Annotated in this window: 23 protein-coding genes; 6 read left to right on the forward strand and 17 right to left on the reverse strand. The window is 59.1% G+C overall.

Translation table 11 applies throughout. The features are described from left to right. Positions 1-108 precede the first annotated feature (108 nt). Positions 109-1,395 carry a thymidine phosphorylase gene (locus tag EL217_RS02665; protein WP_023016842.1) on the forward strand — a complete coding sequence of 429 codons (1,287 nt, stop codon included), beginning with the start codon at positions 109-111 and terminating at the stop codon, positions 1,393-1,395. Here the strand turns inward: EL217_RS02665 and EL217_RS02670 are convergent. From EL217_RS02670 to EL217_RS02695, 7 genes are all read right to left on the reverse strand, one after another. Next, positions 1,392-2,516 (reverse strand): DUF1648 domain-containing protein, encoded by a 1,125-nt coding sequence (locus tag EL217_RS02670; protein WP_023016843.1) that lies wholly within the window; start codon positions 2,514-2,516, stop codon positions 1,392-1,394. The genes EL217_RS02665 and EL217_RS02670 overlap by 4 nt on opposite strands. Then, entirely contained in the window at positions 2,513-2,881 is a 369-nt protein-coding gene (locus tag EL217_RS02675; RefSeq protein ID WP_023016844.1) for a GntR family transcriptional regulator, read from the reverse strand. The genes EL217_RS02670 and EL217_RS02675 overlap by 4 nt, the downstream gene beginning before the upstream one ends. An 86-nt stretch (positions 2,882-2,967) precedes the next feature. Further along, positions 2,968-3,972 (reverse strand): ATP-binding cassette domain-containing protein, encoded by a 1,005-nt coding sequence (locus EL217_RS02680; protein ID WP_232018379.1) that lies wholly within the window; start codon positions 3,970-3,972, stop codon positions 2,968-2,970. Further along, entirely contained in the window at positions 3,891-4,472 is a 582-nt protein-coding gene (locus EL217_RS11315) for an ATP-binding cassette domain-containing protein (RefSeq protein WP_232018380.1), read from the reverse strand. Before EL217_RS11315 ends, EL217_RS02680 begins: the two co-directional genes overlap by 82 nt. A gap of 158 nt (positions 4,473-4,630) precedes the next feature. After that, positions 4,631-5,089: a hypothetical protein gene (locus EL217_RS02685; RefSeq protein WP_005277373.1), complete on the reverse strand. Its 459-nt coding sequence runs from the start codon at positions 5,087-5,089 to the stop codon at positions 4,631-4,633. Between the two features lie 22 nt (positions 5,090-5,111). Continuing rightward, entirely contained in the window at positions 5,112-6,872 is a 1,761-nt protein-coding gene (locus EL217_RS02690; RefSeq protein ID WP_126318415.1) for an acetyl-CoA carboxylase biotin carboxylase subunit, read from the reverse strand. A 150-nt stretch (positions 6,873-7,022) separates the two neighbouring features. Next, positions 7,023-7,886: a sulfurtransferase gene (locus EL217_RS02695; protein ID WP_126318417.1), complete on the reverse strand. Its 864-nt coding sequence runs from the start codon at positions 7,884-7,886 to the stop codon at positions 7,023-7,025. A gap of 335 nt (positions 7,887-8,221) precedes the next feature. Between EL217_RS02695 and EL217_RS02700 the strand changes: the two genes are divergently transcribed. After that, on the forward strand, positions 8,222-8,941 hold the full coding sequence (locus EL217_RS02700) for a DUF4282 domain-containing protein (RefSeq protein WP_126318418.1): 720 nt from the start codon (positions 8,222-8,224) through the stop codon (positions 8,939-8,941). Between the two features lie 89 nt (positions 8,942-9,030). On the opposite strand, the gene EL217_RS02705 is transcribed toward EL217_RS02700, so the two are convergent. From EL217_RS02705 to EL217_RS02720, 4 genes are read right to left on the reverse strand one after another with little or no spacing between them, the layout of a single operon-like run. Next, on the reverse strand, positions 9,031-9,447 hold the full coding sequence (locus EL217_RS02705) for a DUF3151 domain-containing protein (protein WP_126318420.1): 417 nt from the start codon (positions 9,445-9,447) through the stop codon (positions 9,031-9,033). Positions 9,448-9,477: 30 nt separating this feature from the next. Continuing rightward, complete coding sequence (locus EL217_RS02710; RefSeq protein WP_126318422.1) at positions 9,478-10,065, reverse strand: Maf family protein; 588 nt, start codon at positions 10,063-10,065, stop codon at positions 9,478-9,480. Continuing rightward, a complete protein-coding gene (locus EL217_RS02715) occupies positions 10,065-10,274 on the reverse strand; it encodes an acyl-CoA carboxylase subunit epsilon (RefSeq protein ID WP_005281605.1) in 210 nt (69 codons plus the stop codon). The genes EL217_RS02710 and EL217_RS02715 overlap by 1 nt, the downstream gene beginning before the upstream one ends. A gap of 6 nt (positions 10,275-10,280) precedes the next feature. Then, entirely contained in the window at positions 10,281-11,741 is a 1,461-nt protein-coding gene (locus EL217_RS02720) for an acyl-CoA carboxylase subunit beta (RefSeq protein ID WP_126318424.1), read from the reverse strand. Positions 11,742-12,064: 323 nt separating this feature from the next. On the opposite strand from EL217_RS02720, the gene EL217_RS02725 reads away from it, so the two are divergent. The 3 genes from EL217_RS02725 to EL217_RS02735 are packed head-to-tail and all read left to right on the forward strand — an operon-like array spanning position 12,065 to position 14,510. Beyond that, complete coding sequence (locus EL217_RS02725; protein ID WP_126318426.1) at positions 12,065-13,333, forward strand: hypothetical protein; 1,269 nt, start codon at positions 12,065-12,067, stop codon at positions 13,331-13,333. Positions 13,334-13,355: 22 nt separating this feature from the next. Further along, on the forward strand, positions 13,356-13,928 hold the full coding sequence (locus EL217_RS02730) for a hypothetical protein (RefSeq protein ID WP_005277392.1): 573 nt from the start codon (positions 13,356-13,358) through the stop codon (positions 13,926-13,928). A 3-nt stretch (positions 13,929-13,931) separates the two neighbouring features. After that, the gene (locus EL217_RS02735) at positions 13,932-14,510 is read left to right on the forward strand and encodes a hypothetical protein (RefSeq protein ID WP_005277394.1); all 579 of its coding nucleotides are present in this window, start codon (positions 13,932-13,934) and stop codon (positions 14,508-14,510) included. Positions 14,511-14,737: 227 nt separating this feature from the next. Here the strand turns inward: EL217_RS02735 and treS are convergent, their stop codons facing one another. The 6 genes from treS to EL217_RS02765 all read right to left on the reverse strand — a co-directional run bounded on the left by treS (position 14,738) and on the right by EL217_RS02765 (position 20,802). Then, on the reverse strand, positions 14,738-16,243 hold the full coding sequence (gene treS / locus EL217_RS02740) for a maltose alpha-D-glucosyltransferase (RefSeq protein ID WP_126318428.1): 1,506 nt from the start codon (positions 16,241-16,243) through the stop codon (positions 14,738-14,740). Next, positions 16,240-16,425, reverse strand: coding sequence for a hypothetical protein (locus EL217_RS02745; protein ID WP_023028381.1), 186 nt, complete (start codon positions 16,423-16,425; stop codon positions 16,240-16,242). Before EL217_RS02745 ends, treS begins: the two co-directional genes overlap by 4 nt. After that, complete coding sequence (locus EL217_RS02750; RefSeq protein ID WP_023016855.1) at positions 16,425-17,246, reverse strand: carbohydrate ABC transporter permease; 822 nt, start codon at positions 17,244-17,246, stop codon at positions 16,425-16,427. The genes EL217_RS02745 and EL217_RS02750 overlap by 1 nt, the downstream gene beginning before the upstream one ends. Further along, positions 17,246-18,253 (reverse strand): carbohydrate ABC transporter permease, encoded by a 1,008-nt coding sequence (locus EL217_RS02755; protein ID WP_126318430.1) that lies wholly within the window; start codon positions 18,251-18,253, stop codon positions 17,246-17,248. The genes EL217_RS02750 and EL217_RS02755 overlap by 1 nt, the downstream gene beginning before the upstream one ends. A gap of 195 nt (positions 18,254-18,448) precedes the next feature. After that, on the reverse strand, positions 18,449-19,711 hold the full coding sequence (locus EL217_RS02760; protein WP_126318432.1) for an ABC transporter substrate-binding protein: 1,263 nt from the start codon (positions 19,709-19,711) through the stop codon (positions 18,449-18,451). 101 nt (positions 19,712-19,812) lie between these two features. Beyond that, complete coding sequence (locus EL217_RS02765; protein ID WP_126318434.1) at positions 19,813-20,802, reverse strand: ABC transporter ATP-binding protein; 990 nt, start codon at positions 20,800-20,802, stop codon at positions 19,813-19,815. A gap of 43 nt (positions 20,803-20,845) precedes the next feature. Here EL217_RS02765 and EL217_RS02770 point away from each other — a divergent pair, with 43 nt between their 5' ends. Then, a complete protein-coding gene (locus tag EL217_RS02770) occupies positions 20,846-21,715 on the forward strand; it encodes a biotin--[acetyl-CoA-carboxylase] ligase (protein WP_126318436.1) in 870 nt (289 codons plus the stop codon). Positions 21,716-21,742: the final 27 nt, after the last annotated feature.

Raw genomic sequence — 21,742 nt, forward strand, 5'->3', positions numbered from 1 at the left:
GGAATGATAATTGGACGTGGTGAAGTGTACAACCGCTATATATAGTGCAGTAAATCACAATATGTGCTTGTGCGCTTCGGTTTCCAGATCATTACAGGAGGAGTCGTCGTGGCCGAGAAATTCGATGCGGTAGATGTTATTCGCACCAAGCGCGACAAGGGGGTGTTTAGCCCGGAGGAAATCGACTGGGTCATTGATGCCTATACGCGCGGGGTGGTGGGCGATGAGCAGATGGCTGCACTCAACATGGCTATCTTCCTCAACGGCATGAACCGCGAGGAAATCTCGCAGTGGACCAAGGCAATGATTGCCTCCGGTGAGACGATGAGCTTTGACTCCTTGTCCAAGAAGACTGCGGACAAGCACTCCACCGGTGGCGTCGGCGATAAGATCACGCTGCCGCTTGCACCCCTCGTGGCCGCCTTTGGCGTGGCGGTACCGCAGCTTTCTGGTCGCGGGTTGGGCCACACCGGCGGCACACTAGACAAGCTGGAGTCCATCCCGGGCTGGCAGGCGGATATTTCCAATAAGCGTTTGATGGATATCCTGGAGGATCCGGGCTGCATCATCTGTGCGGCAGGTTCAGGGCTGGCACCTGCGGATAAGAAGATCTATGCCTTGCGCGATATCACCTCCACCGTTGAGGCCATTCCACTTATCGCTTCTTCCATCATGTCGAAGAAGATTGCGGAGGGTACCTCGTCTTTGGTGCTCGATGTCAAGGTGGGTTCCGGTGCCTTTATGAAGGATAAGACCTTGGCCCGCGAGTTGGCGCAGACCATGGTGGACTTGGGTAACGACGCCGGTACGGCCACCACGGCACTATTGACGGATATGTCCACCCCGTTGGGCCGAAAAGTGGGCAACGCGCTCGAGGTCGAAGAATCTGTCGAGGTTCTGGCTGGCGGCGGGCCAAGCGATGTCGTCGAGCTGACCCTAGCGCTCGCGCGCGAGATGCTGGAAGCAGCGGGCGTGCACGATGCCGACGTGGAAAAGGCGCTCAAGGATGGCCGCGCCATGGACAAATGGAAGCAAATGATTAAGGCACAGGGCGGAGACCCAGATGCCCAGCTTCCTCAGGCTACGCATACCCATGATGTCATTGCTGAATCCGATGGTTACTTGACTGAACTCGATGCCCTGTCCGTAGGTATAAGCTCTTGGCGCCTGGGCGCTGGCCGCGCGCGGAAGGAAGACCCAGTCCAGGCAACCGCAGGCATTGAATTGCACGCGGTAAAGGGTGAGAAAGTATCCAAGGGCCAGAAGCTTTTCACCCTGCATACGGAGACCCCAGAACGCTTCGAACGCTCCCTGGAGACCTTGCAGCAGGGCTTCAAGATTACGGATGCCCCGCTGGATAAAGAGCGCCAGATCATCCTGGACCGCATTAGCTAATTCAGGATGAACGGAAGCGCAATCGATCCGATGATGATGAGCGCCATGACGACGAGAAAGACCTTCGCCTGCCACGTGGCGTAGTTGAAGGAAATTCCGACGCCTAGGCGCCTTTCCACCAGCACCGCTGGGTCATCGGGGTTGTAATACAGGATCCCCCACTTATAATGCTCGTCATTATCGGGGGATTCCTTGTTGTCATCGGGAAATTTCACTCCGCGCAGCTGATCCTCGAGCCGCGATTGGGCGCGAAGGATCATCGCCACGATGGCAATGGAGCCACCAATGGTCATCACAAGCATAGTGATAATGGAGAGTCCTACTAAGTCCTGATAGCCCGGTAGCGGGCCGGTGATCTGCATAAAGGACAGCCCGAGGGACATGAGAAGCAGCAAAATGCCCATCGCTTCATTGGAGGCTGCTAGATTTGCTTGATTGCGCAGCCGCGCCTTGATGGAGCGCTCCGAGCGCGGGCGTACCGCGGCGTATTGGATAAACCAGCAGATGGCTGCGAAAAGCAGCCACACCCCCAGTGCAATAAACGTGAGGAAAAAGACGCTGCCTATAGACTTTTCGCTCCAACTATCGGGCTCCATAGAACCATCCCAGTGCACCGGCACGGGATTGGGGATAGTGGACCAATTGGCGGCGACGATGAGTGCGCCAGCGATGATGGCAAGCAAGGAACCTAGCATGGTTAGCCAGGGAAAAGACGGGGTTGGTACATCAATATCCTGCACAGCGTCAGCGTCCCGCCCTGCTACTCGGGCACTGACGGCGGTTTCTACCCCGTCGAACCAGCCGCCCTCCTTCTTGGCCGCGATGATGTAGCGGCGCTGGGAGAGGTAAGCCCACATGCTACCGAAGACGACCAGCAGGGAAGACAGGGCCGCCACCCACGAGTGGTTAACGTAGAAAAGCGAAATAACCGTTGCGGCGATGCCCACTATCCACGTCCGGGTTTTAAAACCAGAAATGGCGCCGACCACAACCGGATCAGAAAGATGACTCTTAGGAACGCGGACGCCGAGCGGGGCCCCTTGCGCCGTAAGGGCCGGGATTGTGGTCATTATCCACGTTATTGTCAACGTGGTGGCGGCCATGAGGACGGTAAGAATCATGCAAGCTCCTTCAGTGTGGAATCGAGATAGCTGTGGAGCTCCTCAGTGGAAAAGCCCTGGGCGCGGGCGAGGGTTGCCACGCGGCGCAGGCGTTGCCGAACCTGCTGTTCTTGCGCCGCGGTGTGCGCGCCGGGCCGGACGATCGATCCGGAGCGACCCGCGGTTTCGACGAGGCCATCAGCAACGAGCAAGTCGTAGGCGTGTTTTACGGTGGCCGGGTTGATACCAATATCCGCGGCGACCTGGCGCACGGGATCGAGCTTGTCGCCGGCAAAAAGCTGCCCGCGGGCGATGGCCAGCACGATTTCATCGTGAATCTGCTGGAAGACCGGCACATCCACGTCGGGGTTGAGTGTGATGAGCATGAGCTACCTCCTCCGACTATTTTTGTATTACTAATAGTAGCACAAACTGTACTAGTGGGAGTGATACAGAGTGAAGGCTGAGGGAGCTAGATATGAACCTGCGAGGTTAAGCTGAGCTGCTTGCAGAAGCCCTCATCGTGGCTGACCAGCAGGTACGCACCCTCGTAGGACTCAAGAATCTGCACGAGCCACTTTATGGTGGTGATATCCAAATTATTGGTGGGCTCATCAAGCAGGAGGAATTGCGGGCTGGGCTCGGCTAGCAACACCCGGGCAAATTCCGCGCGGAAGCGTTCGCCGCCCGATAGCTGGTCGGTGCGGCGGTGCACTTGGTCATCGCGAAATAGTAGCTGTGCCAATTGATCGCGGATGAATTGTGGGTGAGCAGTGGGGTTGGCCTCCGTGACCATTTCTAAGATTGTGCGATCTTCCGGCAAGGTGATTTTCTGCCGCAAATATCCACAGTCCAAGCTGTACTCAACGTCACCGCGGGCAACCTTATTAAGGAATGTGGTTTTCCCGCTGCCATTTGGCCCCATAAGGCGTACATGCTCAGGGCCGGTTAAGTCCACGATGCTGCTGGTGAGCACGCGGGTGCCATTAGGCAACTGCGTGCCTGGGAGATCGACGTGGACATGTTCGTCAGGGCGGATCTTATTTTGCGCAGCTTGATAGGCAGCAAATGCCTCCTGCACCGAACCCGATGCCTGAGCAGACCGCTTAGCCGCGGTATTTTGGGAGCGGTTCTTATCGTTTCCCATCGCCATCCCGGGCTTTCGGCGGTTGTGCGAGAAGGCCTTGCCGCGGCGCTGATCCCTGGAAATGCGCACTTGCATCGCCTCGCGCTCGCGCACTTGCTTGCGGTGTTCGGCTTTGGCCTCGCGAGTTTCTGCTTCAGCAGCGCGCTGTTCGGTTTCAATGGCCTCCCGGTAGGCGTGATAATTTCCGGAAAATAACCGCAAACTTCCCGCGTAGAGTTCTGCAATGTGCTCGACATGGGAGAGCAGGTCTAGGTCATGGGAGATGACAAGAATGGGCGTAGAAGAGCTGGAAATGAGCTCGGTGACCTTGGATTTTCCTGCTGCGTCCAAGTTATTGGTCGGCTCATCGAGGATGACAAAGTCCGGGTGATCAAAAAGACGGCGTTTAATGCGATGGTGACCGCTTCGCCTCCAGACAGCGTACCGATGGTGCGATCTAGCGGGTAGGCAACGCCTACGTTATGAAGGCAAGCATGAATCCTGTCTTCGATATCCCAGTCGTTACCAATGGTTTTCAGCAGATCCTCGGAGTAATTTCCCGCTTCAAGTGCGTGGAGCGCGGCAATCTTTTCCGCCGCGCCGAATACTTCGGCGATGGTTAAGGAATCACGCAAGCCAAGATCTTGGTCTAGGTACGTGACCTCTGGTGCCGTGAATGTACCCGAGGACGGCGCGATCTGGTGGGACAGGACCTTAGCAAGGGTTGACTTTCCGGAGCCATTATCGCCAATCATCCCCGTAACCGAGTCAGGGATCGTTCCGGAAAGCTGTGAAAAGCAGGGCGTGCCGTCTGGCCACGACAGGCTGAGTTGGGAAAAAGAAATCGGCATGAAGAATCCACCTTTAAAGAACGAGTGTGCAAGGGACGTCGTACTAGGCGGAAATCTTCATAGCCCTCAACAATAGCAGCTGTGGTGCAGAACACAAGGGTACTAGCTAAAATTCATCTCTTGCTGGAACCGGAGGCCTGCAAGAGACAGACGCCAGATTAGAAGCGGCGGAAGAACTTATCTGGGGCGAGTTCTTCGAAGCCCGGTAGTGGCGTGGCGGACGCGATGCCGGGGGCGGTTTGCTCGGCCGCGAGATCGATGGCGTTAGCAACGAGCAGGTCGTGGGCGCGGGAAGCCTCGTCGTCGGTGCCATTCGTGGCGACGATGAGCTCGGGGATGTCCTCGGGATCGAAGGGGGTGAGCCAGGTGGCATCGTCAAGCGGGTCAGCGCCCGGATCCCCAAGGAAGGCTGGGCCCTTGGTGGCGGCGGGGTAGTAGCGCAGGAGCGCGGCCCCCACGGGCTCTACAGTTGGATCCTCATTGGCGGCAAGGGGCAAGGCGATGACGCCGCCATCAACGATGGGGGACCAGTCCGCGATATGGGAGGGGAAGAGGCCCGCAAGGTAGTCGCGGTCCTCTTCCTTGGCCAAGCGAACACCAAGAGAAGAATCAGTCATTCTACCAGGCTAGCTGGCGCGGCTACTTAATTTCCAGCAGCTGCGCGCCCTTGGTGGTGGACGAGCCGGCCTCGACCGCCAAGCCGGTCACGGTGCCGGACTTGTGGGCCTTGACGGGGTTTTCCATCTTCATTGCCTCAAGGACCAGGACGATATCGCCCTCTTCTACCTCTTGGCCCTCTTCTACGTTCACCTTGATAACCGTGCCCTGCATCGGTGCGGTCACGGCATCGCCGGATACCGCGGCCTTGGCACCGGCACCCTTGCGCTTTTTCCGCTTGCGCGCGCCGGTAATGCCAAAGGTGGCGGGCAATGCTACCTCGATGCGGCGGCCGTCGATTTCTACGGTGTGGACCTGGGAGGCCTCGGGCGCGCCGGCTTCCGCATCGGTGGAATCATCATGCGGCGTCAGCTGGTTATCCCACGCCTCCTCGATCCACTTGGTGTAGACATCGAAGGACCCATTTTCCGCGGTAAAGGCGGGATCGGCGACGATGGCCCTGTCAAAGGGGAGCACGGTGGGCAGGCCCTCAACCTGGTATTCAGCCAGGGCGCGGGCGGAGCGCCGCAGGGCGGTTTCGCGGTCCGGACCCCAAACAATGAGCTTGGCCAGCATGGAATCGAATTGCCCGCCGATGACGGAGCCCTCGACGACGCCCGAATCCACGCGCACGCCAGGCCCAGCGGGCTCGGAGTACTTGACGATGGTCCCGGGGGCGGGCATGAAGCCGGCCGCGGCGTCTTCACCATTGATGCGGAACTCAAAGGCATGCCCGCGCGGTGCCGGGTCTTCGCTCAGCGAAAGCCTTTCGCCCTGGGCAATCCGGAACTGCTCGCGCACGAGGTCCAGCCCGGTGGTTTCCTCCGAAACGGGGTGCTCCACCTGCAGGCGGGTATTGACCTCGAGGAAGGAAATCAGGCCATCGGCGCCGACCAAATACTCCACGGTGCCGGCGCCGCAGTAGTCAGCTTCGCGGCAAATGCGCTTGGCGGACTCGTGAATGGAGGCGCGCTGCTCGTCGCTCAGGAAAGGCGCCGGCGCCTCCTCTACGAGCTTTTGGAAGCGGCGCTGCAGGGAGCAATCGCGCGTGCCGACGACCACCACATTGCCGTGCTTATCCGCCAAAACCTGGGCCTCCACGTGGCGGGCCTTATCGAGGTAGCGCTCGACAAAGCACTCGCCGCGGCCAAAGGCGGTGGTGGCCTCGCGGGTCGCGGATTCAAAAAGCTCCGGAATCTCTTCGGCGGTGTGCGCGACCTTCATGCCGCGGCCGCCGCCACCAAACGCCGCCTTGATGGCCACGGGCAGGCCGTGCTCATCCGCGAAGGCCTTGACCTCGTCCGCGTTGGCCACAGGATCCTTGGTACCAGGGGCCATGGGAGCTTCGGCGCGCTCGGCGATGTGGCGGGCCGTGACCTTATCGCCCAAAGCGCGGATGGATTGGGGAGGCGGGCCGATCCAGGTCAGGCCGGCATCGATAACGGCCTGAGCAAAATCGGCATTTTCGGACAAGAAACCATAGCCGGGGTGGATGGCATCCGCGCCGGACTTAGCGGCAGCGTCCAGAATCTTGTCAAAGACAAGATAAGAATCAGCAGAGGTGGAACCGCCGAGGGCAAAGGCTTCATCGGCAAGCGTGACGAAGGGCGCCTGCGCATCCGGCTCGGCATAAACGGCGACTGAGGAGATCCCGGCATCGCGAGCAGCACGAATGACGCGCACGGCGATCTCACCTCGGTTCGCTACGAGAACCTTGGAGATCTTCTTGGTTTCTACTGCCACGGCAGTAACCTCCTGAATACACTTCGTTTACTACGGGATCTATTGTTGCACACCAAAATATTAATTCGTCCGTTTGGCAATAATTGTTACGTTTAAACAAAAATAAACCCACATCGTCACGATGTGGGTAATTAATGACCGGACGAAAATCTACTTTTCAATCGGCATATTGACCATGTTGCCCCACTCAGACCATGATCCATCGTAGACCTGCGCCTTTTTAAAGCCCAAAAGGTAGGTCAGTACGAACCACGTAAACGCGGCCTGCGCGCCCACGTGGGAATACAAGATGGTGGGGGTATCCGGCTCCAGCATGCCGTAGTTGACCTTGAGGTCATCGACGTTGCGGAAACAGGAGTTGGGGTACGTTGCGCGGTCCCATTCCAAGTTGATCGCACCCGGAATGTGGCCGTGGCACATGGTCGTGCCATACGGCGAGTTTCCATTCGGGTCGAACTCCGTCGCCTCACCCGCGAATTCCTCCGGCGGGCGGGTATCAACCAGGGAACCAGTTGCCTCGCGGACATCGGAAACAAAGGCGCGCAGGACGGAATCGTCCCGGGTTACCTCTGGATATTCGGACTCGGGGAATTCCGGGACCATGAAGGAGGTATCGCGCTCCTCCGACATCCACGCATCGCGCCCGCCATCGAGAAGGCGAACATCCTTGTGTCCAAAGAGGGTAAATACCCACAGCGCATAGGCCGCCCACCAATTGGACTTATCGCCATACAAAACAACGGTATCGTCTTCGTGGATGCCCTTTTCCCGCATCAGGCGGGTAAATTCCTCGCCGTTGATAAAGTCGCGCGTCAGCGAGCTCAACAGCTCGGTGCGGAAATTAATCCGCGTGGCCGTGGGAATGTGCCCGATATCGTACAAAAGGGAGTCTTCATCGACCTCGATGACGCGCAGCCCTTTAACGCCCAGGCGCGCAGACAGCCACGGAGCGGAGACAAGCCGCTCTGGGTGCGCATATTGCTGGAATGGGGGATAGGGGTCTACTTCTGCCACTGCCCGCCTGCCTTTCTAATAAAACGGGATGATTCGCTCCCACCACTCTAACCCGATGAATGCCAAATTGATCACTTGGGAGGCCGTAGTGTGGTATTCCATACAATAAAACAGTCAAGTGGGGGCGGGAAAGCATTGAACATAATAGTGCTTTTACTTGGAGCCGCGATTCTACAAGTTTTCCTGCCGCATTACTTAAGGCGCGCACCCAGCAGCTCTCGAAGATTAATCGGGGCAGCGAATTTTAATCATGTTTACACCGCGCCAGGCGCTGAAAAGGTCTATAGTCAGATCGTTCTGTTTTCTCCCTAGACCTAGGAATATGGGCTGCGATTATGGCTGATCATAGCGACAACTCCACCAACGACAACGAGGAATTCTCGAAGGGCTTCGTTGCCCGTGATTTCTCTGAGGGTCCGCGCAATGACACTACCGAGGATTTCGGTGCTTTTGCGGACAATGACGCGCGAGCTTTCGGTTCCCATGGCACCCCGCAGGCTGGCCAGGAACAAGGCTCGCAAAGCAGCCAAGAGCAGCACCCGCAATCGGGCCAGGAACAGGCGGCTTATCAGCACCCCGAGTACTCGCAGCAACCGGGTCCAGCGCAACCGGGGCCCGCGCAGCCGCCGCATTCCTATCCAGAACAGACCAATTCTTGGCAGGGACAGCAGGCGTGGAACGCGCCGAATGGACAGCAGCCAGGATTTACTGCGTATCCGAATAACAGCGGGCAGTTCCCGCCACAGGCTCCGCGCACGAAGACGCCAACCGATGGCTTCTTCTCCGGACTGTTGGACTTCAGCTTCGATAAATTCATCACCGTAGGCTATGCTTCGGCGATTTATGTCATCGGCATGATCATCCTTGGCTGCACGTGGTTGTTGGGCCTACTTTTAGGATTCGTTTTCTTTGGTCCGTTCGGGATTATCACCGCCATCTTGGTTACGCTTATCTGCTTTGGCGAGCTCATTGGCTTGAGGCTCTTTTTAGAGTTCGCAGTCGCAAATATCCGGACGACGCAATATACCCGCGAAATCCTGCACCGGCTGAACTAGGCATAAGCTACAAGAAAAGCACATTCTCCTCTGGGATTGAACAGGGAGAATGTGCTTTTTATATTGGCCTAATAAGCCGCAGTGTGGGCTTAGTCGAGCAGCTGGGCAACGCTATCGGGGTCGGCATCGGAAAGCATCTGGCGGATGCGGTCGTACTCATTGTCCTCGCCGATGGCCTTGGCGGCGCGTCCGAGGGCGGCAATGGCGCGCAGGACACCCTGGTTGGGCTCGTGGGAGAAGGGGACTGGGCCCCAGCCCTTCCAGCCGTTGCCGCGCAGGCGGTCCAAGCTGCGGTGGTAGCCGGTGCGGGCATAGGCATAAGCGGTGATGTACTCGTTGGGGTCCGCGCCCTCGAGCTTGGCGAGCTCCTGCTCCGCGAGCATGGCCCATAGCAACGGGGAATCTGGGTGGTCTACGATGCCGGCCGCAGGCGCGGCCGCGTCCTTAGCGCCGGGATCGGCGGGCAACTTAATAGGTTCTGGGGCAAGCATGTCTTTCATTTCCATAAGACACACTCTAGCGATGCTCGTGCGGGCCTACCAGAAATCAGAAACGCTGAGCCCAAAAGAGTAGAGCGCGCGGCGCACCACCGGTAGGGACAGCCCAATGACAGAGGAGGGATCGCCGTCGATACTATCGATAAACCAGCCACCCATGGCCTCCAAGGTAAACGCGCCCGCGCATTCTAAAGGCTCGCCGGTGCGGGCGTAGGCCTCAATATCGGTGGCAGAAGCCTCTGCGAAGCGGATGGTAGTGGTGGAGGTTTCCACGTGGCGCTGCGCGCCAAAAATCAGGCAATGGCCGGTAAGCAGCTGCGAGGTGCGGCCTGCCTGGTGGTGCCAACGCTCGATGGTGGCGTCGACGGTGTGCGGTTTGCCCTGCAGTTGGCCATCCAATAGCAGCATGGAATCGCCGCCGATGACCGGCTCGTCGGGGTACCGGGAAGCAACCTTCTCGGCTTTGGCGGTGGCAAGCTTTGCCACGGTATCGGCAGGCGAGTGCCCCGCCAACTGGGCTTCTAGGGCGCGCTCGTCAATATCGGCGGGCTCGAGCACCGGTTCCACCCCGGCCCCGCGCAGGATGGCGGCGCGCGAGGGCGACTGCGAGGCCAAAATGAGGCGCATTAGTAATACCGCACGGTGTGGAAGGCAGATGGATTAAAAACGCGCTGCGCGCCGTAGTGGTCGAAGCGCTCACCGGGCCTGCCCCAGTGGTTGCGATCCCCAAAGGCACCGGAGTGGTCCTTTTTCATCTGCTTGAGCACCGTCGATAGCGCGGCGCGCTCTTCTTCCGTGGGGTTTCCCTTCAGGACTTTGATTTCGGTTTCAGACATTTTTTCCTAAACAGTTCCGTGCTTCTTGGGTACCTGGGCCACGACCTTGCGCTCTAGCAGGCGCAGGCCTTCAACCAGGTAGTGGCGGGTGGCGGAAGGCTCGATGACATTATCGGCCAGGCCGCGCTCGGCGGCGGCGTAGGGGTGCAAGAAGAGCTCGTCCATTTCTTCCTGCTTGTCCTTATCGCCGTAGATGGCCAGCGAGGTCTCGGCCGCCTCGGCGACGGAGATTTCCGCGGTCGGCCAGGCATAGACCAAATCCGCGCCCAGATCCTTGGACCCCATAAACGCGTAGGCCGGGCCAATGGCCTTGCGGGTGACCACCGTAAGCTTGCCGACGCTCGCCTCCGCCTGCGCATACGCAAACCCCGCCGCCCGGCGCAGGAGACCGGCCTTTTCTTCCGCCGGGGTGGCAACGAAACCGGGCGAGTCCACGAACTCGATGATTGGGGTATTAAAGGCATCGCACAGGCGCACAAAGCGCGCCGCCTTTTCCGCCGCGGCAGAATCCAACGCGCCGCCAAGTGAAAGCGGTTGGTTGGCAACGATGCCCACGGCGCGGCCATCCACGAAGGCAAAGCCGGTAATGATATTGGGCGCAGCCTCGGCCGAAAGCTCAAAGAAGGAGCCCTTATCGACGACCGCGTTGACCACCTCGCGCATGTCATAAGCATCCGCTGCTGAATCCGGAATAACGGAATCCAGATCGAACTCGGCGACCTCGCGCGTATCGATGCGCGTTGCCTCGGCGCGGTTATTGGCCGGCAGGTAAGCCAGTACGTCGCGAACTAGCGCGAGGGCTGCCTGCTCGCTCGGGGCGCTGAGCTGCGCGGTACCGGACTGCGCGTGGACTGCGGCACCACCAAAGGTTTCCGGTTCCGCGTCGGCCACCTCGCCGGCTGCCTGGTGCAGGCTGGTGCCGTGGGTGACAATGAGGACATCGGCAAGCGTGGGCGCAAAAGCCGCAATGCCGCTTGTATCCCCGGCCACCACGGAGATCTGTGGAATAAGGCCGGAAGCCTCGGTTGCGCGGGCGAGGATGCGGGCGTAGCCGGCCAGCGTGACGATGCCCTCTTGCACGCGCGGGCCGGTGGAATCATAGATGCCAACGATGGGCACCCCGGTTTTCAGCGCAAGGTCATAGACTTTGGTGAGCTTTTCCGCATAAACCTCACCCATCGTGCCGTCAAAGACGGTGGCATCTTGGCTGAAGATGCACACGCGGCGCCCGTCGATGGTGCCGTAACCGGTGACGATGCCATCGGTGTACGGGCGATCGTGTTCGCGGCCAAAGTCGGTGGAGCGGTGGCGGGCCAGTGCATCGGTTTCTACAAAGGAACCCTCATCGAGCAGCTGATTCACGCGGGTGCGGGCGGCTGGCTCGCCTTCCCCCAGCGGCGCGCGGGACTCGGTGAGCTTGTTATCCAGGTCCTCAATCTTGCCAGCGGTGGTCTTCAGGTCAGTCATAGGCGTTGAGTTTACTAGTGGAAGGCTAAAGATGCGGAACTTGTCCACCGCTACAGGGTCGGCGCCGGCGCGGTATGGGCGCGGCATCGGTGGGGCTGGGCCATTAGGAAGCATTAGATCCCCTTTATTGGGGGATGGGGGTGAGCGGTGAAATCTCTGGCATTTCTTACCGGTAAGACGGCATTTTCCCACCGCAAGGAGGGGGAGAGGGCATGGGCGAAAGAATCTGTAGCTGTTGAGGACTTATAACAGCGGGCTTAATATTAGCTGCGTCTTCACGAATAATTTCTTGTATATTTCACAACCACAAGGATGGTCTTCAGGTGATTTCAAAGGGACTGCGATTTATCGCCCCGCTTGCCATCGCCGCGCTGATTGCGCCGGCGGCACAGGCGCGCGATATTCCTCCAATGCCACAGGCATATCCCATTACCAATCTCTACAAAAGCTGCAGTGCCGCCGGCGATAACGCCGAGCGCGAATGGCGTTTTGCCGAGACCGGGCGTCGCTATTTAAGCGATGGCACCCTGCAATTTAAAAACAGCACCGACCAGGAAGTGCCGTATACCGCAGAGGTAGAAACCGGCACCAACCACGAGATTGATGCCAATTCCAAGGCTAAGCTGCCCTCTGGCTGGGATACCACCGCTAAATCCGATATCGGCCTAAAACTGGCCAATGGCTGGCGGGACAAGGAAACCTTTGGCCCCGTCAAGCTCAAGCCGGGCGAATCCTTCCGCGTGGAGTACGGCGTGGTGGAAAAGGACTTTATTTCCATGTTCGTCGGCTGCAATGATGACCGCCTCGAAAACATCCCAGGCGCCAATGTCATCCGCGGTAAAGGCCCAGCAGAGCGCTATGCCTTTGCTTATATCATCAAGGCCGATGGCTCCGTATCGGATTTGGCCATGGAAATTCCTTCCCGCTCCGGCAGCACGAATTCCAAGCCCATCGAAGGAAACTACACCGCGGTCTCCGGTCCCAGCTTGGAAAAGATTGCTGACCCAGACAAAGACGAGATCGTGCAGCCGGCCGCCGAACCCCAACGCGATCCCGCCTGGCCCAAGGAAGGCGATACCTGCGAGGCCAAAGATAAGTCCTGGTACCCGCTGGATATCACCGCAGTGCAGCCCACCTTCCGCAAGCCCGGTTATTCCACCGACTTCCTCAACTGGTCGCACGGGGACTATGAATTTGCGCCAGTGACCGACTTCGTCGTCGGTGCCCAGCACGATCCGTATACCAATTGGCGGGGCAATAGGGGCGATATCCCACAGGGCTGGCTCGAATCCGTCGGTGCCGTCAAGCGCGCCTATATGCCGGTTGGTACCGAGCTCAAGCACGTACACCTTGAGCCCGGGGAACGCGTGCGCGTGGAGTACGGCACCACCATGACCCGCATCAACTACCGCGAGGTGCACTGCGGAAAATCCGGCAAGTACGACCTCACCTCAGACTATAAGCAGACCACCGCCCCGAGCGGTTTCTGGGCCGAGGCCACCATCACCTCCAAAGACGGCAGCACCCGCACCGTAGACGTCACCCCTGACGAATACCGCGATCTGCCCGTACCCACCCAAACCATCTACTAACTACCTTTTAGGAGCACACCTCATGCGCATGTCCAAGATTGCGTCCACCACCGCGGCTTTGGCCGTTGCCACCGGCGTATTCGCTGCCCCAGCCGCTAACGCATTGCCACAGCGCGACCTGGGCCCAGCAAACCCCACTACCATTGGCGAGCGCTGCGCCAACCCCGGCGATACCGGCCAAACCGTTGACATCAAGCGCACCTATTTCGACGGCTCCGCCGGTACCTGGACCATCTCTAACTACAACGACGAGCCGCTTCCAGTGACCCGTTCCATCAAGGAAACCAAGACCAAGGAGTGGAACGTTTCTGCTGGTGTGGACTTCAAGCTGCTGGATCTGATCAACTTCACTTTCTCCTCCAGCTACACCTCGAGCCAGTCCTATGAGGTTGGCGAGCAGATCGGCCCATACGATATCGCGCCGGGCAAGACCGCTGTGCTGAAGGCCGGATGGGTAGTTTCTGATTTTGAGGGCCAAAAGACCGTGTGCGGTTCCGACCACACCTGGCAGGCCAACGGCGATACCTTTACCGCAACCCTGCCCAAGGAACGCCACGTCGCGGTCTCCACCCGCGATAACAACGATTGGGGTTAAACCGTGAAGGCGAAGTCCATCGCTAGTGCGATCGCAGCGCTGAGCCTGGTGGCCGTCCCCGTCGCCCACGCCTCTGACTTCGGCGGAGACTTTGAGCTGCCCCAGCGCTGGAACGATGACTTTAAGCCCGGCACGCATTGCGCAACGCCGGGGGAGAACTCCACCTATGTCACCGCGAAGCGCCGCTGGTTCAAGCAAACCGATGCTGCCAGCGTGGCAAACCACAACGCTGAGCCGCTGCCGGTTAAACACACCGTATCCAAAGCGCGAACGGAAACCGTTCAAGTGTCTGGCTCCGTGCGCGGTGAAGGCGATCTGGCCAAGATCCTGACCAAGACCTACGGCTTCAACTACGTCAGCGAACAGCACTGGAAGATTAACCAGGTAGTTGGTCCCTATACCCTGCCCGCTAATTCCCAAGGCAAGTTGGTATGGGGCTTTACCATGCTGGATACAGACGGCCAGGATGTGCGCTGCAATCAAGATCAAGTATGGGAAACGGTGGGCAAACCATACTCGGCCACCGTTCCAGAGTCCCGCTATTCCGAGCTGCGCTTAGAAGACGCCCCGGACTGGAGTTAATTCTTCAGGAAATGAGCCCAGCCGCGCCCTGTGAATGGGGGTGTGGAGCTGGGCTCTTTGTGTGGCAGGACCGCGGGCACTGCCCGTGTCGCGCACTGCCCGCTTTGTAGAAGTGCATCCTCCAAAGTGCACATTCCAAAGTGCAGGGTCCCCTGCAACTTTTGAGGAAGATTTGCGATATCTGAGGGTCGGGTTTGCTCAGTTATCGCAGTGGAGGATGCACAAAGTTAAGCCGGCAACCACGCGTACCCATAAGGCCCGAGCTCGACGGGGCCTAGGTCAACGGAGCGGTCGCTGAAATTGTGCAGGCACAACAGGTTGCCGCGCTGGTAACCGAGCACGTTTTCCTTACCGGTTTCCACAGGCTCGCAGGGTGCCGTTCCCAGCTCGGGGTGCGCGTGGCGCTCCGTGATCATGGTGCGCACGCTGTGCAGCAGAGAAGTGGCATCGTTGAGCTGCGATTCCACGGACGTGCCGCCGACAATAGGCAGCCGCGCTGGGGTGCGGGCGCTAAAGCCCGCGGTTTCGCTATCGTCCCACTGCATAGGGGTGCGAACGGCATAGCGATCCGGCAAAGAGGTGTCATCGAGCATGCCAATTTCATCGCCATAATAAATAAATGGCGCACCAGGCAGGGTCATCAGCAGCGAAAACATCAGCTCCACCTTCCGGCGGTCCCCGCCCATGAGCGGCATGAGCCGCCTAGCGATGCCCACATGCGCCCGCATCCCTTCTTCTGGCAGGTAGGTCTGATACATCAGCTCGCGGACGTCATCATCGACCATCTCCAAGGTCAACTCGTCGTGGTTGCGCAGGAAGGTACCCCACTGGCACCCCTCGGGCAGCGGCGGTAGCTGGTCGAGGATGTCGTAGACGGGGGTGGCATCGCCAAGCGCGAGCGCCTGGTACAGCCGCGGCATGACCGGGAAGTTGAAGACCATGTGGAAGCGATTGCCGGAGCCGTAGTACTCCATGGTCTCCTTGGGCGGCTGGTTGGCCTCCGCAATGAGGACGGCCTCGGGATAGTGGGTATCCATAAAGGCGCGAATCTTTTCCACGAACTCCACCGTTTCCGGCAGGGACTCGCCGCCGAGCTCATCGCGCTCGAAGAGGTACGCGATGGCATCGAGGCGCAGGCCATCGAGGCCCTTGTCCATCCAGAAGGACAAGATATTAAAGACCTCGTCCTGCACGTCTGGGTTATCGTAATTGAGATCCGGCTGGTGGGAGTAGAAGCGGTGGAAATAGTACTGCTGGCGCTCCTCGTCCCAGGTCCAGTTGGAGGTCTCAACGTCCGTGAAGATGACGCGGATTTCGGGGTAGCGCTCGGGGTCATCGCCCCAGACGTAGAAATCCCCAAATGGGCCATCCGGGTCGGAGCGCGAGGCCTGGAACCACGGGTGATCGGAGCTGGTGTGGTTGAGCGCCAGGTCCGTCATGATGCGCATATCGCGGCGGTGCAGTTCCTCAACCAGTTCCTCGAAATCCGCCATCGTGCCGTAATCGGGGTGGATGGAATAATAATCGGCGATATCGTAGCCGTCATCGCGCAGCGGCGAGGCATAAAACGGCGAGAGCCAGAGGCAGTCCACGCCCAACCACTGGAGGTAATCCAGCTTGTCGATGACCCCGCGCAGCGTACCGACGCCCTTATTCTCGGCCTCGTTATTGCCGGAGTCCTTAAAGGAGCCCACGAGGGCTTGATAGAAGACGGCGTTGTGGTACCAGCTCATTGCAGATCCTTTCTTTTTGCCCGCCAGGCAAGGTAGGTCAGTGCGCACAGCGCGCCGGCCACTAGGCCGGGCCATACGGCGGGAGAGTCTTCAAATAGGTTCACTACGGCTTGGATAACCGCAAGGCACGCGAAGAAGCCGAGGAATCCGAGGAGCGAATCCCACAGCAGGGACCGGCGCATTAGGCCTTGACACCTCCTGCGGTAAGCCCGGCGACGATGCGGTGCTGGAAAATGAGCACCATGATGATAAGCGGAATGGTCACCAATGCACCAGCCGCCATGGTTGCGGCATAAGGGTACTCGAAGGCCGAGGGGCCAGAGAAACGGGCGATGGCCACCGTGACCGGCTCGGTGCCCGTCGTGGACAGCTGTTTGGCCAACATGAATTCATTCCACGTGGTGATAAAGGCAATGATCGCGGTGGTAAAGAGCGCCGGGGCGGCCAGCGGCAGGAGGATGAGCCGGAAGGCCTGGGCGCGCGACGCGCCATCCACGCGGGCGGCCTCCTCGAGCTCCCACGGCAGCTGCCGGAAGAAGCTGAGCAGGGTATAGACAGTCAGGGGCAGGGCGAAGGAGATATTCGGGATGATCATCGCGCGGTAGGTGCCGATCCACTCTAGGCGGCCAAAGAGCTGGAAGAGTGGGGTAACCAGCGCGATGGCGGGGAACATGGAGGCTGCCAGGATGATGCCGGTGACAATACCCTTGCCGGGAAAGTCATAGCGGGAGAGCGCATACGCGGTAAATACGCCGACCAAGACGGCTACCGCGGTGGTTGCGAGCGAGATGAACAGCGAATTGCCCAGCGCGCCGAGGAAATCATTGCCCTTATCCGTCGCGAGGGCATCGCGGAAATTATCGAGCGTGATATGCGTTGGCCAGGGCGTGGTATCAAAGGTGAATTCCTGGCTGCGCAGGGCGGTGACCACCATCCAATAAAAGGGGGCAAGGCCCCAGAACATGATGAAGATAATGCCCGCGTAGTGTCCGAATTTACGCATTATTTTGCACCCTTTCTACCGGAGACATCCGCGCCGAGGAAGCGGATGAGGATGAAGGCGACGAAGAAGATGAGCAAGAAGATAAGGGTGGACAGCGCCGAGGCGGAATTGAAGTTACCTTGGCGCATATCTTCCACCACCAGCTGGGAAATGGTGGCGGTAGGGGAGTTAGACGAGCTCGAAATCATGATGACGGGAAGGTCATACATACGCAGCGCATCCAGGGTGCGGAAGAGCACGGCCACCATCAGGGCTGGTCGCACCAGCGGCAGGGTGATGCGGAAGAAGGTTTGGATGCGGTTGGCGCCATCGACGCGGGCGGCATCGTAGACGTCCTTGGGGATCATCTGCAGGCCAGCCAGGATGAGCAGCGCCATAAACGGCGCGGTCTTCCACACGTCTGCGATGATGACGGCAAAGCGCGCATAAAACGGGTCCGTGGTCCAGGCGATATTCGTACCAAGCAAGGAATTGACTATGCCCTCCGGGGCGAACATGAACTGCCATAGCTTGGCCGTCACGGCGGTAGGAATGGCCCAGGGGATGAGCACGGCGGCGCGCACTAAGCCACGGCCGCGGTATTCGCCGTTCATGATGATGGCCATGAACATGCCGAGGATGGTCTCCAGGGCGACGGTGACCACGGTGAAAAACAGCGTGATTTTTACGGCGGGCCAGAAGTCGGTGGCGATAACACCGGGCGGGCACGTCGTGATTTCACCCGCACCGGAAACACAGCGGTTATTGATCCAGTACAGGTAATTGTCTAGGCCGGCGAAACCGCCTTCTTCAAAGATGCCCGTTTGTGGGTTAAGCTGCCGGTTTCCCTGGAAAGACAGGATGACCGCGCGCACGATGGGGTAGCCGATGATGATGCCCAGCACGATGAGCGCCGGGGCGATCAGCGCGGCGGGCCGCCCGAAATTGGCAAACCTGCTGGAGCTAGGGGTGCGCTTGGGTTTCTTCGATGATGGGTGCGTCTGTTGCGTCGGCGAAGTGGTGACCATGGTTATTCGCCTTTCTGGTTCAGATAATTTCTGGTGCGCTAGATTCTATCCCCAACTAGGGTGGGAAAACCACAAAGGGTGAGGCTATGGCGTATGCGCCTTCCTCACCCATTTGTGCACTAGCGGTTCGCTATGTATTTCTCAGTTTTATGCATGCTCCCTGCTCGTGGGATACGAGGGGCAAGGAGCGTATCTTTAACCCTGCGAAGCAGAGTCGATAGCCGCCTTCATATCGGAGGTGGCATCCTCGACGGACTTGCCATCGGTCAGCGCTGCATAAGCGTTGTCCTGAATGGCCTTAGAGATGGCGGAGTAGAACGGCGATACTGGGCGCGGTGCGGCGTTTTCCAGGGATTCCTTCAGCGCTGGCAGGTAGGGGAATTCCTCCTGCAGCTGCGGGTCATCGTAGATGGAGGAAAGAACCGGCGGGAAGGACTGCTCAGCAAAGGACTTCTGGTTTTCCTCATTGATGATGAAGTTCATGAAGTCCAGGGCGGTGCCCTTGTTCTTGGAATTGATATTGATGCCGTTGTTGTAGCCGCCCAAGGTGGATACGCCAACGCCGTCCTTGCCCAGCGGTGCCTGGACCTCAACGTCGATGCCGGCATCGACCGCGTTGGTGTACATGTAGGGCCAGTTTACTGCGAAGGCGGTCTTGCCCTCGGTGAAGGCCATGTTGGTCTCTTCCTCGGTGGCGGCGGTGGAATCCTTGGAAATGATTCCGTCTTCATACGCATCCACCATGGCCTGCAGGCCTTCCTGGGCTTCCTTGGAGTCGACGGTGGCATTGCCGTCATCGTCAAGCACCGAGCCGCCCCAGCCCTCCATGAAGCCGGCGGTGTTCAGAGCCAAGCCCTCGTACTGCTTGAGCTGGGTGGTCAGGCACTTCTTGCCATCTTCCAGGGCCTTGCAGGCGGATTCGAGGTCAGCGAATTTCTCCGGGGTAGCGTCCGTGAGCTCAGTATTGCGGAAGAGGAGCTGGCCATTGGTGTTTTGCGGGAGCGCATACAGTACGTCATTGTAGGTGGCCGATTCCACGGTGGCGGGCAAGAGCTCCGAAGTATCGGTCTCGAAGTCACCGTTGAGCGGCTGGAGCCACTGGTTGGCGGCGAATTCCGCAGTCCAGACCACATCGAGGGCCATGACATCGTAGTCATCATTGCCAGCCTGGAGGGACTGCACCAGGGTCTCGCGCTGGGCATCGGCCTCGCCCGCGAGCTCCTTGAGCGTGACCTTTTCATCCGGATTTTCTTCATTCCACTTATCGATGATGGGAGTGATCTTATCCGTGTCGTTTTTGCCCATGGCAAAGGTGATGGGGCCGTGGGAGTCAGCGCCGGAACCGGAACCGGATGCGGAGCCATCCGCGTTATCTGCACCATCGTCAGACGTGGAGCAGCCGGCAAGGGCCAGTACCGCCGTGGTGGCGACTGTGGTGCGAATGAAGTACTTCTTCATGGGGGATTCACCTTTCAGAAAGCTTGGGTGTTCCTTAAAAATAATTTACAAACACCGCGCGCTGAATAGATTTTGATTATTCACCTCTATACGGGGGTGCTTTAGGTGGTGATGCGCTGCCCGGTTTCTGGATCGAAGCGGTGTGCGGCGCTTTCATCAAAGGTCAATACAACCTCCTCGCCGCGCTGCGGCGGGGTGCCTTCGCAGCGCGCAACGAAACGCTCGCCACCCACCGTGGCGTAAACGAAGGATTCGGAACCCAATTCTTCAACCAGGTCGACCACGCCGCGCAGGCCCTCAGCACCCTCATTGAGGTGCATGTTTTCCGGGCGCACGCCCAGGCGCTCGCCGTTGTGGTCAAAGATATTCATCGCAGGCGATCCGATAAAGCCAGCCACGAACTCGTTGGCTGGCTCCGCATAAAGCTCGCGCGGCGGGGCAACCTGCTGCAATACGCCATCTTTGAGCACCGCTACCCGATGCCCCAGCGTCATCGCCTCGACCTGGTCGTGGGTGACATAGACCGTGGTGGTCCCAAGCCGCTGCTGCAGGCTCGCAAGTTCCGTACGGGTTTGCACGCGAAGCTTTGCATCCAGGTTAGATAGCGGCTCATCCATGAGGAAGGCCTTAGGATTGCGCACAATGGCACGGCCCATGGCCACGCGCTGGCGCTGACCGCCCGATAGGTCCTTGGGCTTGCGCTTGAGGAATTCGCTCAAGCCCAGCATCTCCGCGGCATCCTGGACCTTTTGCTTGATTTCAGCCTTCGGGAGCTTGGCTAGTTTGAGCGAAAAGCCCATGTTTTCTTCCACCGAAAGGTGCGGGTAGAGCGCGTAATTCTGAAAGACCATGGCGATATCGCGATCGCCCGGCTCGAGGCCCGTGACATCCGCATCATCGATGGAGATCCGGCCACTAGAAATTGGTTCAAGGCCCGCCAGCGCACGCAGCGTAGTGGACTTGCCGCAGCCAGACGGACCCACCAAAACGAGGAACTCGCCGTCCGCGATTTCTAGGTCCAATTCCTTCACGGTGGGCGCCGCCGCGCCGGGGTAGGTGATATTTACCTTTTCAAAAGTGACCTTTGCCATGCGCAACACACTAGCACCACCGGCGGGCGGTATCTTGGAATCTATGACTGCACTTGATAAGCACCGCATCCGCACCGCCCTGGCAGAGGACTTCACCACCATCGATTTTGTGGATCAGACCGGTTCCACCAATACCGATCTGATGCAGGCCACCAATGTAGCCGATGGCACCGTGCTGCTTGCCGATGAGCAGCTATCCGGCAAGGGCCGCCTCGGCCGGGCGTGGACGGCACCGGCTGGCTCCCAAGTGATCTTTTCCGTGCTGCTCTTGCCCGATTCCCTCGATTACTTGGGCACGCTTCCGCTGGCTGCCGGCCTGGCCATGACCGATTCCATCGAGGGCTCCGTGCTGAAGTGGCCGAATGACGTGCATATCGATGGCAATAAACTCTGCGGCATCCTTGCCGAGGCCGGTCCCGTGGGCCAAGCCTTCAAGTCCGCACCGAAGACCGAGATCAATAAGGCAGAACTCAATAAGACTGAGTTGAACAAGGCCGAGATGAATAAAGCTGAAGTCAATAAAGCCGAGGTAAATAAGGCCGTCGGCGGGCAGGCGCCCTCCGCGCGCGTGGTCGTAGGCATGGGCATTAATGTCACGCTCACCCGCGAGGAATTGCCCATTGAAAAGGCGACCTCGCTGGCGCTTGAAGGCCGCGATACCGACCGCACCGAGCTGGCCATTACCGTGCTGAAAAACCTGCGCCGGCGCATTACGCAGTGGGAGAACCAGGATCCGCAGCTGATGCAGGATTACCGCGCGGTGTGCTCATCCATTGACCAAGAGGTGCGGTTGGAGACCCCGACTGGCGATGTCATCGGCCGCGTCGAGGGCATCGGCGATGACGGCCGCATTAATGTCGCGGGCGAGTACTACTCCGCCGGCGACGTGACGCATCTGCGTCCGGCACGATAGACGCCGCTCGATAGGCATCGCGCGGCA

Source organism: Corynebacterium segmentosum, assembly GCF_900637825.1.
GTDB lineage: Bacteria > Actinomycetota > Actinomycetes > Mycobacteriales > Mycobacteriaceae > Corynebacterium > Corynebacterium accolens.

Coding starts and splice junctions, on each gene's coding strand:
- treS (WP_126318428.1), bottom strand. CDS start 16,243: ATGAGCTGGTACCACAACGCCGTCTTCTATCAAGCCCTCGTGGGCTCC.
- EL217_RS02715 (WP_005281605.1), bottom strand. CDS start 10,274: ATGTCTGAAACCGAAATCAAAGTCCTGAAGGGAAACCCCACGGAAGAA.
- EL217_RS02765 (WP_126318434.1), bottom strand. CDS start 20,802: ATGGCAAAGGTCACTTTTGAAAAGGTAAATATCACCTACCCCGGCGCG.
- EL217_RS02745 (WP_023028381.1), bottom strand. CDS start 16,425: ATGCGCCGGTCCCTGCTGTGGGATTCGCTCCTCGGATTCCTCGGCTTC.
- EL217_RS02720 (WP_126318424.1), bottom strand. CDS start 11,741: ATGACTGACCTGAAGACCACCGCTGGCAAGATTGAGGACCTGGATAAC.
- EL217_RS02710 (WP_126318422.1), bottom strand. CDS start 10,065: ATGCGCCTCATTTTGGCCTCGCAGTCGCCCTCGCGCGCCGCCATCCTG.
- EL217_RS02705 (WP_126318420.1), bottom strand. CDS start 9,447: ATGGAAATGAAAGACATGCTTGCCCCAGAACCTATTAAGTTGCCCGCC.
- EL217_RS02755 (WP_126318430.1), bottom strand. CDS start 18,253: ATGGTCACCACTTCGCCGACGCAACAGACGCACCCATCATCGAAGAAA.
- EL217_RS02685 (WP_005277373.1), bottom strand. CDS start 5,089: ATGACTGATTCTTCTCTTGGTGTTCGCTTGGCCAAGGAAGAGGACCGC.
- EL217_RS02670 (WP_023016843.1), bottom strand. CDS start 2,516: ATGATTCTTACCGTCCTCATGGCCGCCACCACGTTGACAATAACGTGG.
- EL217_RS02760 (WP_126318432.1), bottom strand. CDS start 19,711: ATGAAGAAGTACTTCATTCGCACCACAGTCGCCACCACGGCGGTACTG.
- EL217_RS02700 (WP_126318418.1), top strand. CDS start 8,222: ATGGCTGATCATAGCGACAACTCCACCAACGACAACGAGGAATTCTCG.
- EL217_RS02675 (WP_023016844.1), bottom strand. CDS start 2,881: ATGCTCATCACACTCAACCCCGACGTGGATGTGCCGGTCTTCCAGCAG.
- EL217_RS11315 (WP_232018380.1), bottom strand. CDS start 4,472: ATGCCGATTTCTTTTTCCCAACTCAGCCTGTCGTGGCCAGACGGCACG.
- EL217_RS02770 (WP_126318436.1), top strand. CDS start 20,846: ATGACTGCACTTGATAAGCACCGCATCCGCACCGCCCTGGCAGAGGAC.
- EL217_RS02730 (WP_005277392.1), top strand. CDS start 13,356: ATGCGCATGTCCAAGATTGCGTCCACCACCGCGGCTTTGGCCGTTGCC.
- EL217_RS02750 (WP_023016855.1), bottom strand. CDS start 17,246: ATGCGTAAATTCGGACACTACGCGGGCATTATCTTCATCATGTTCTGG.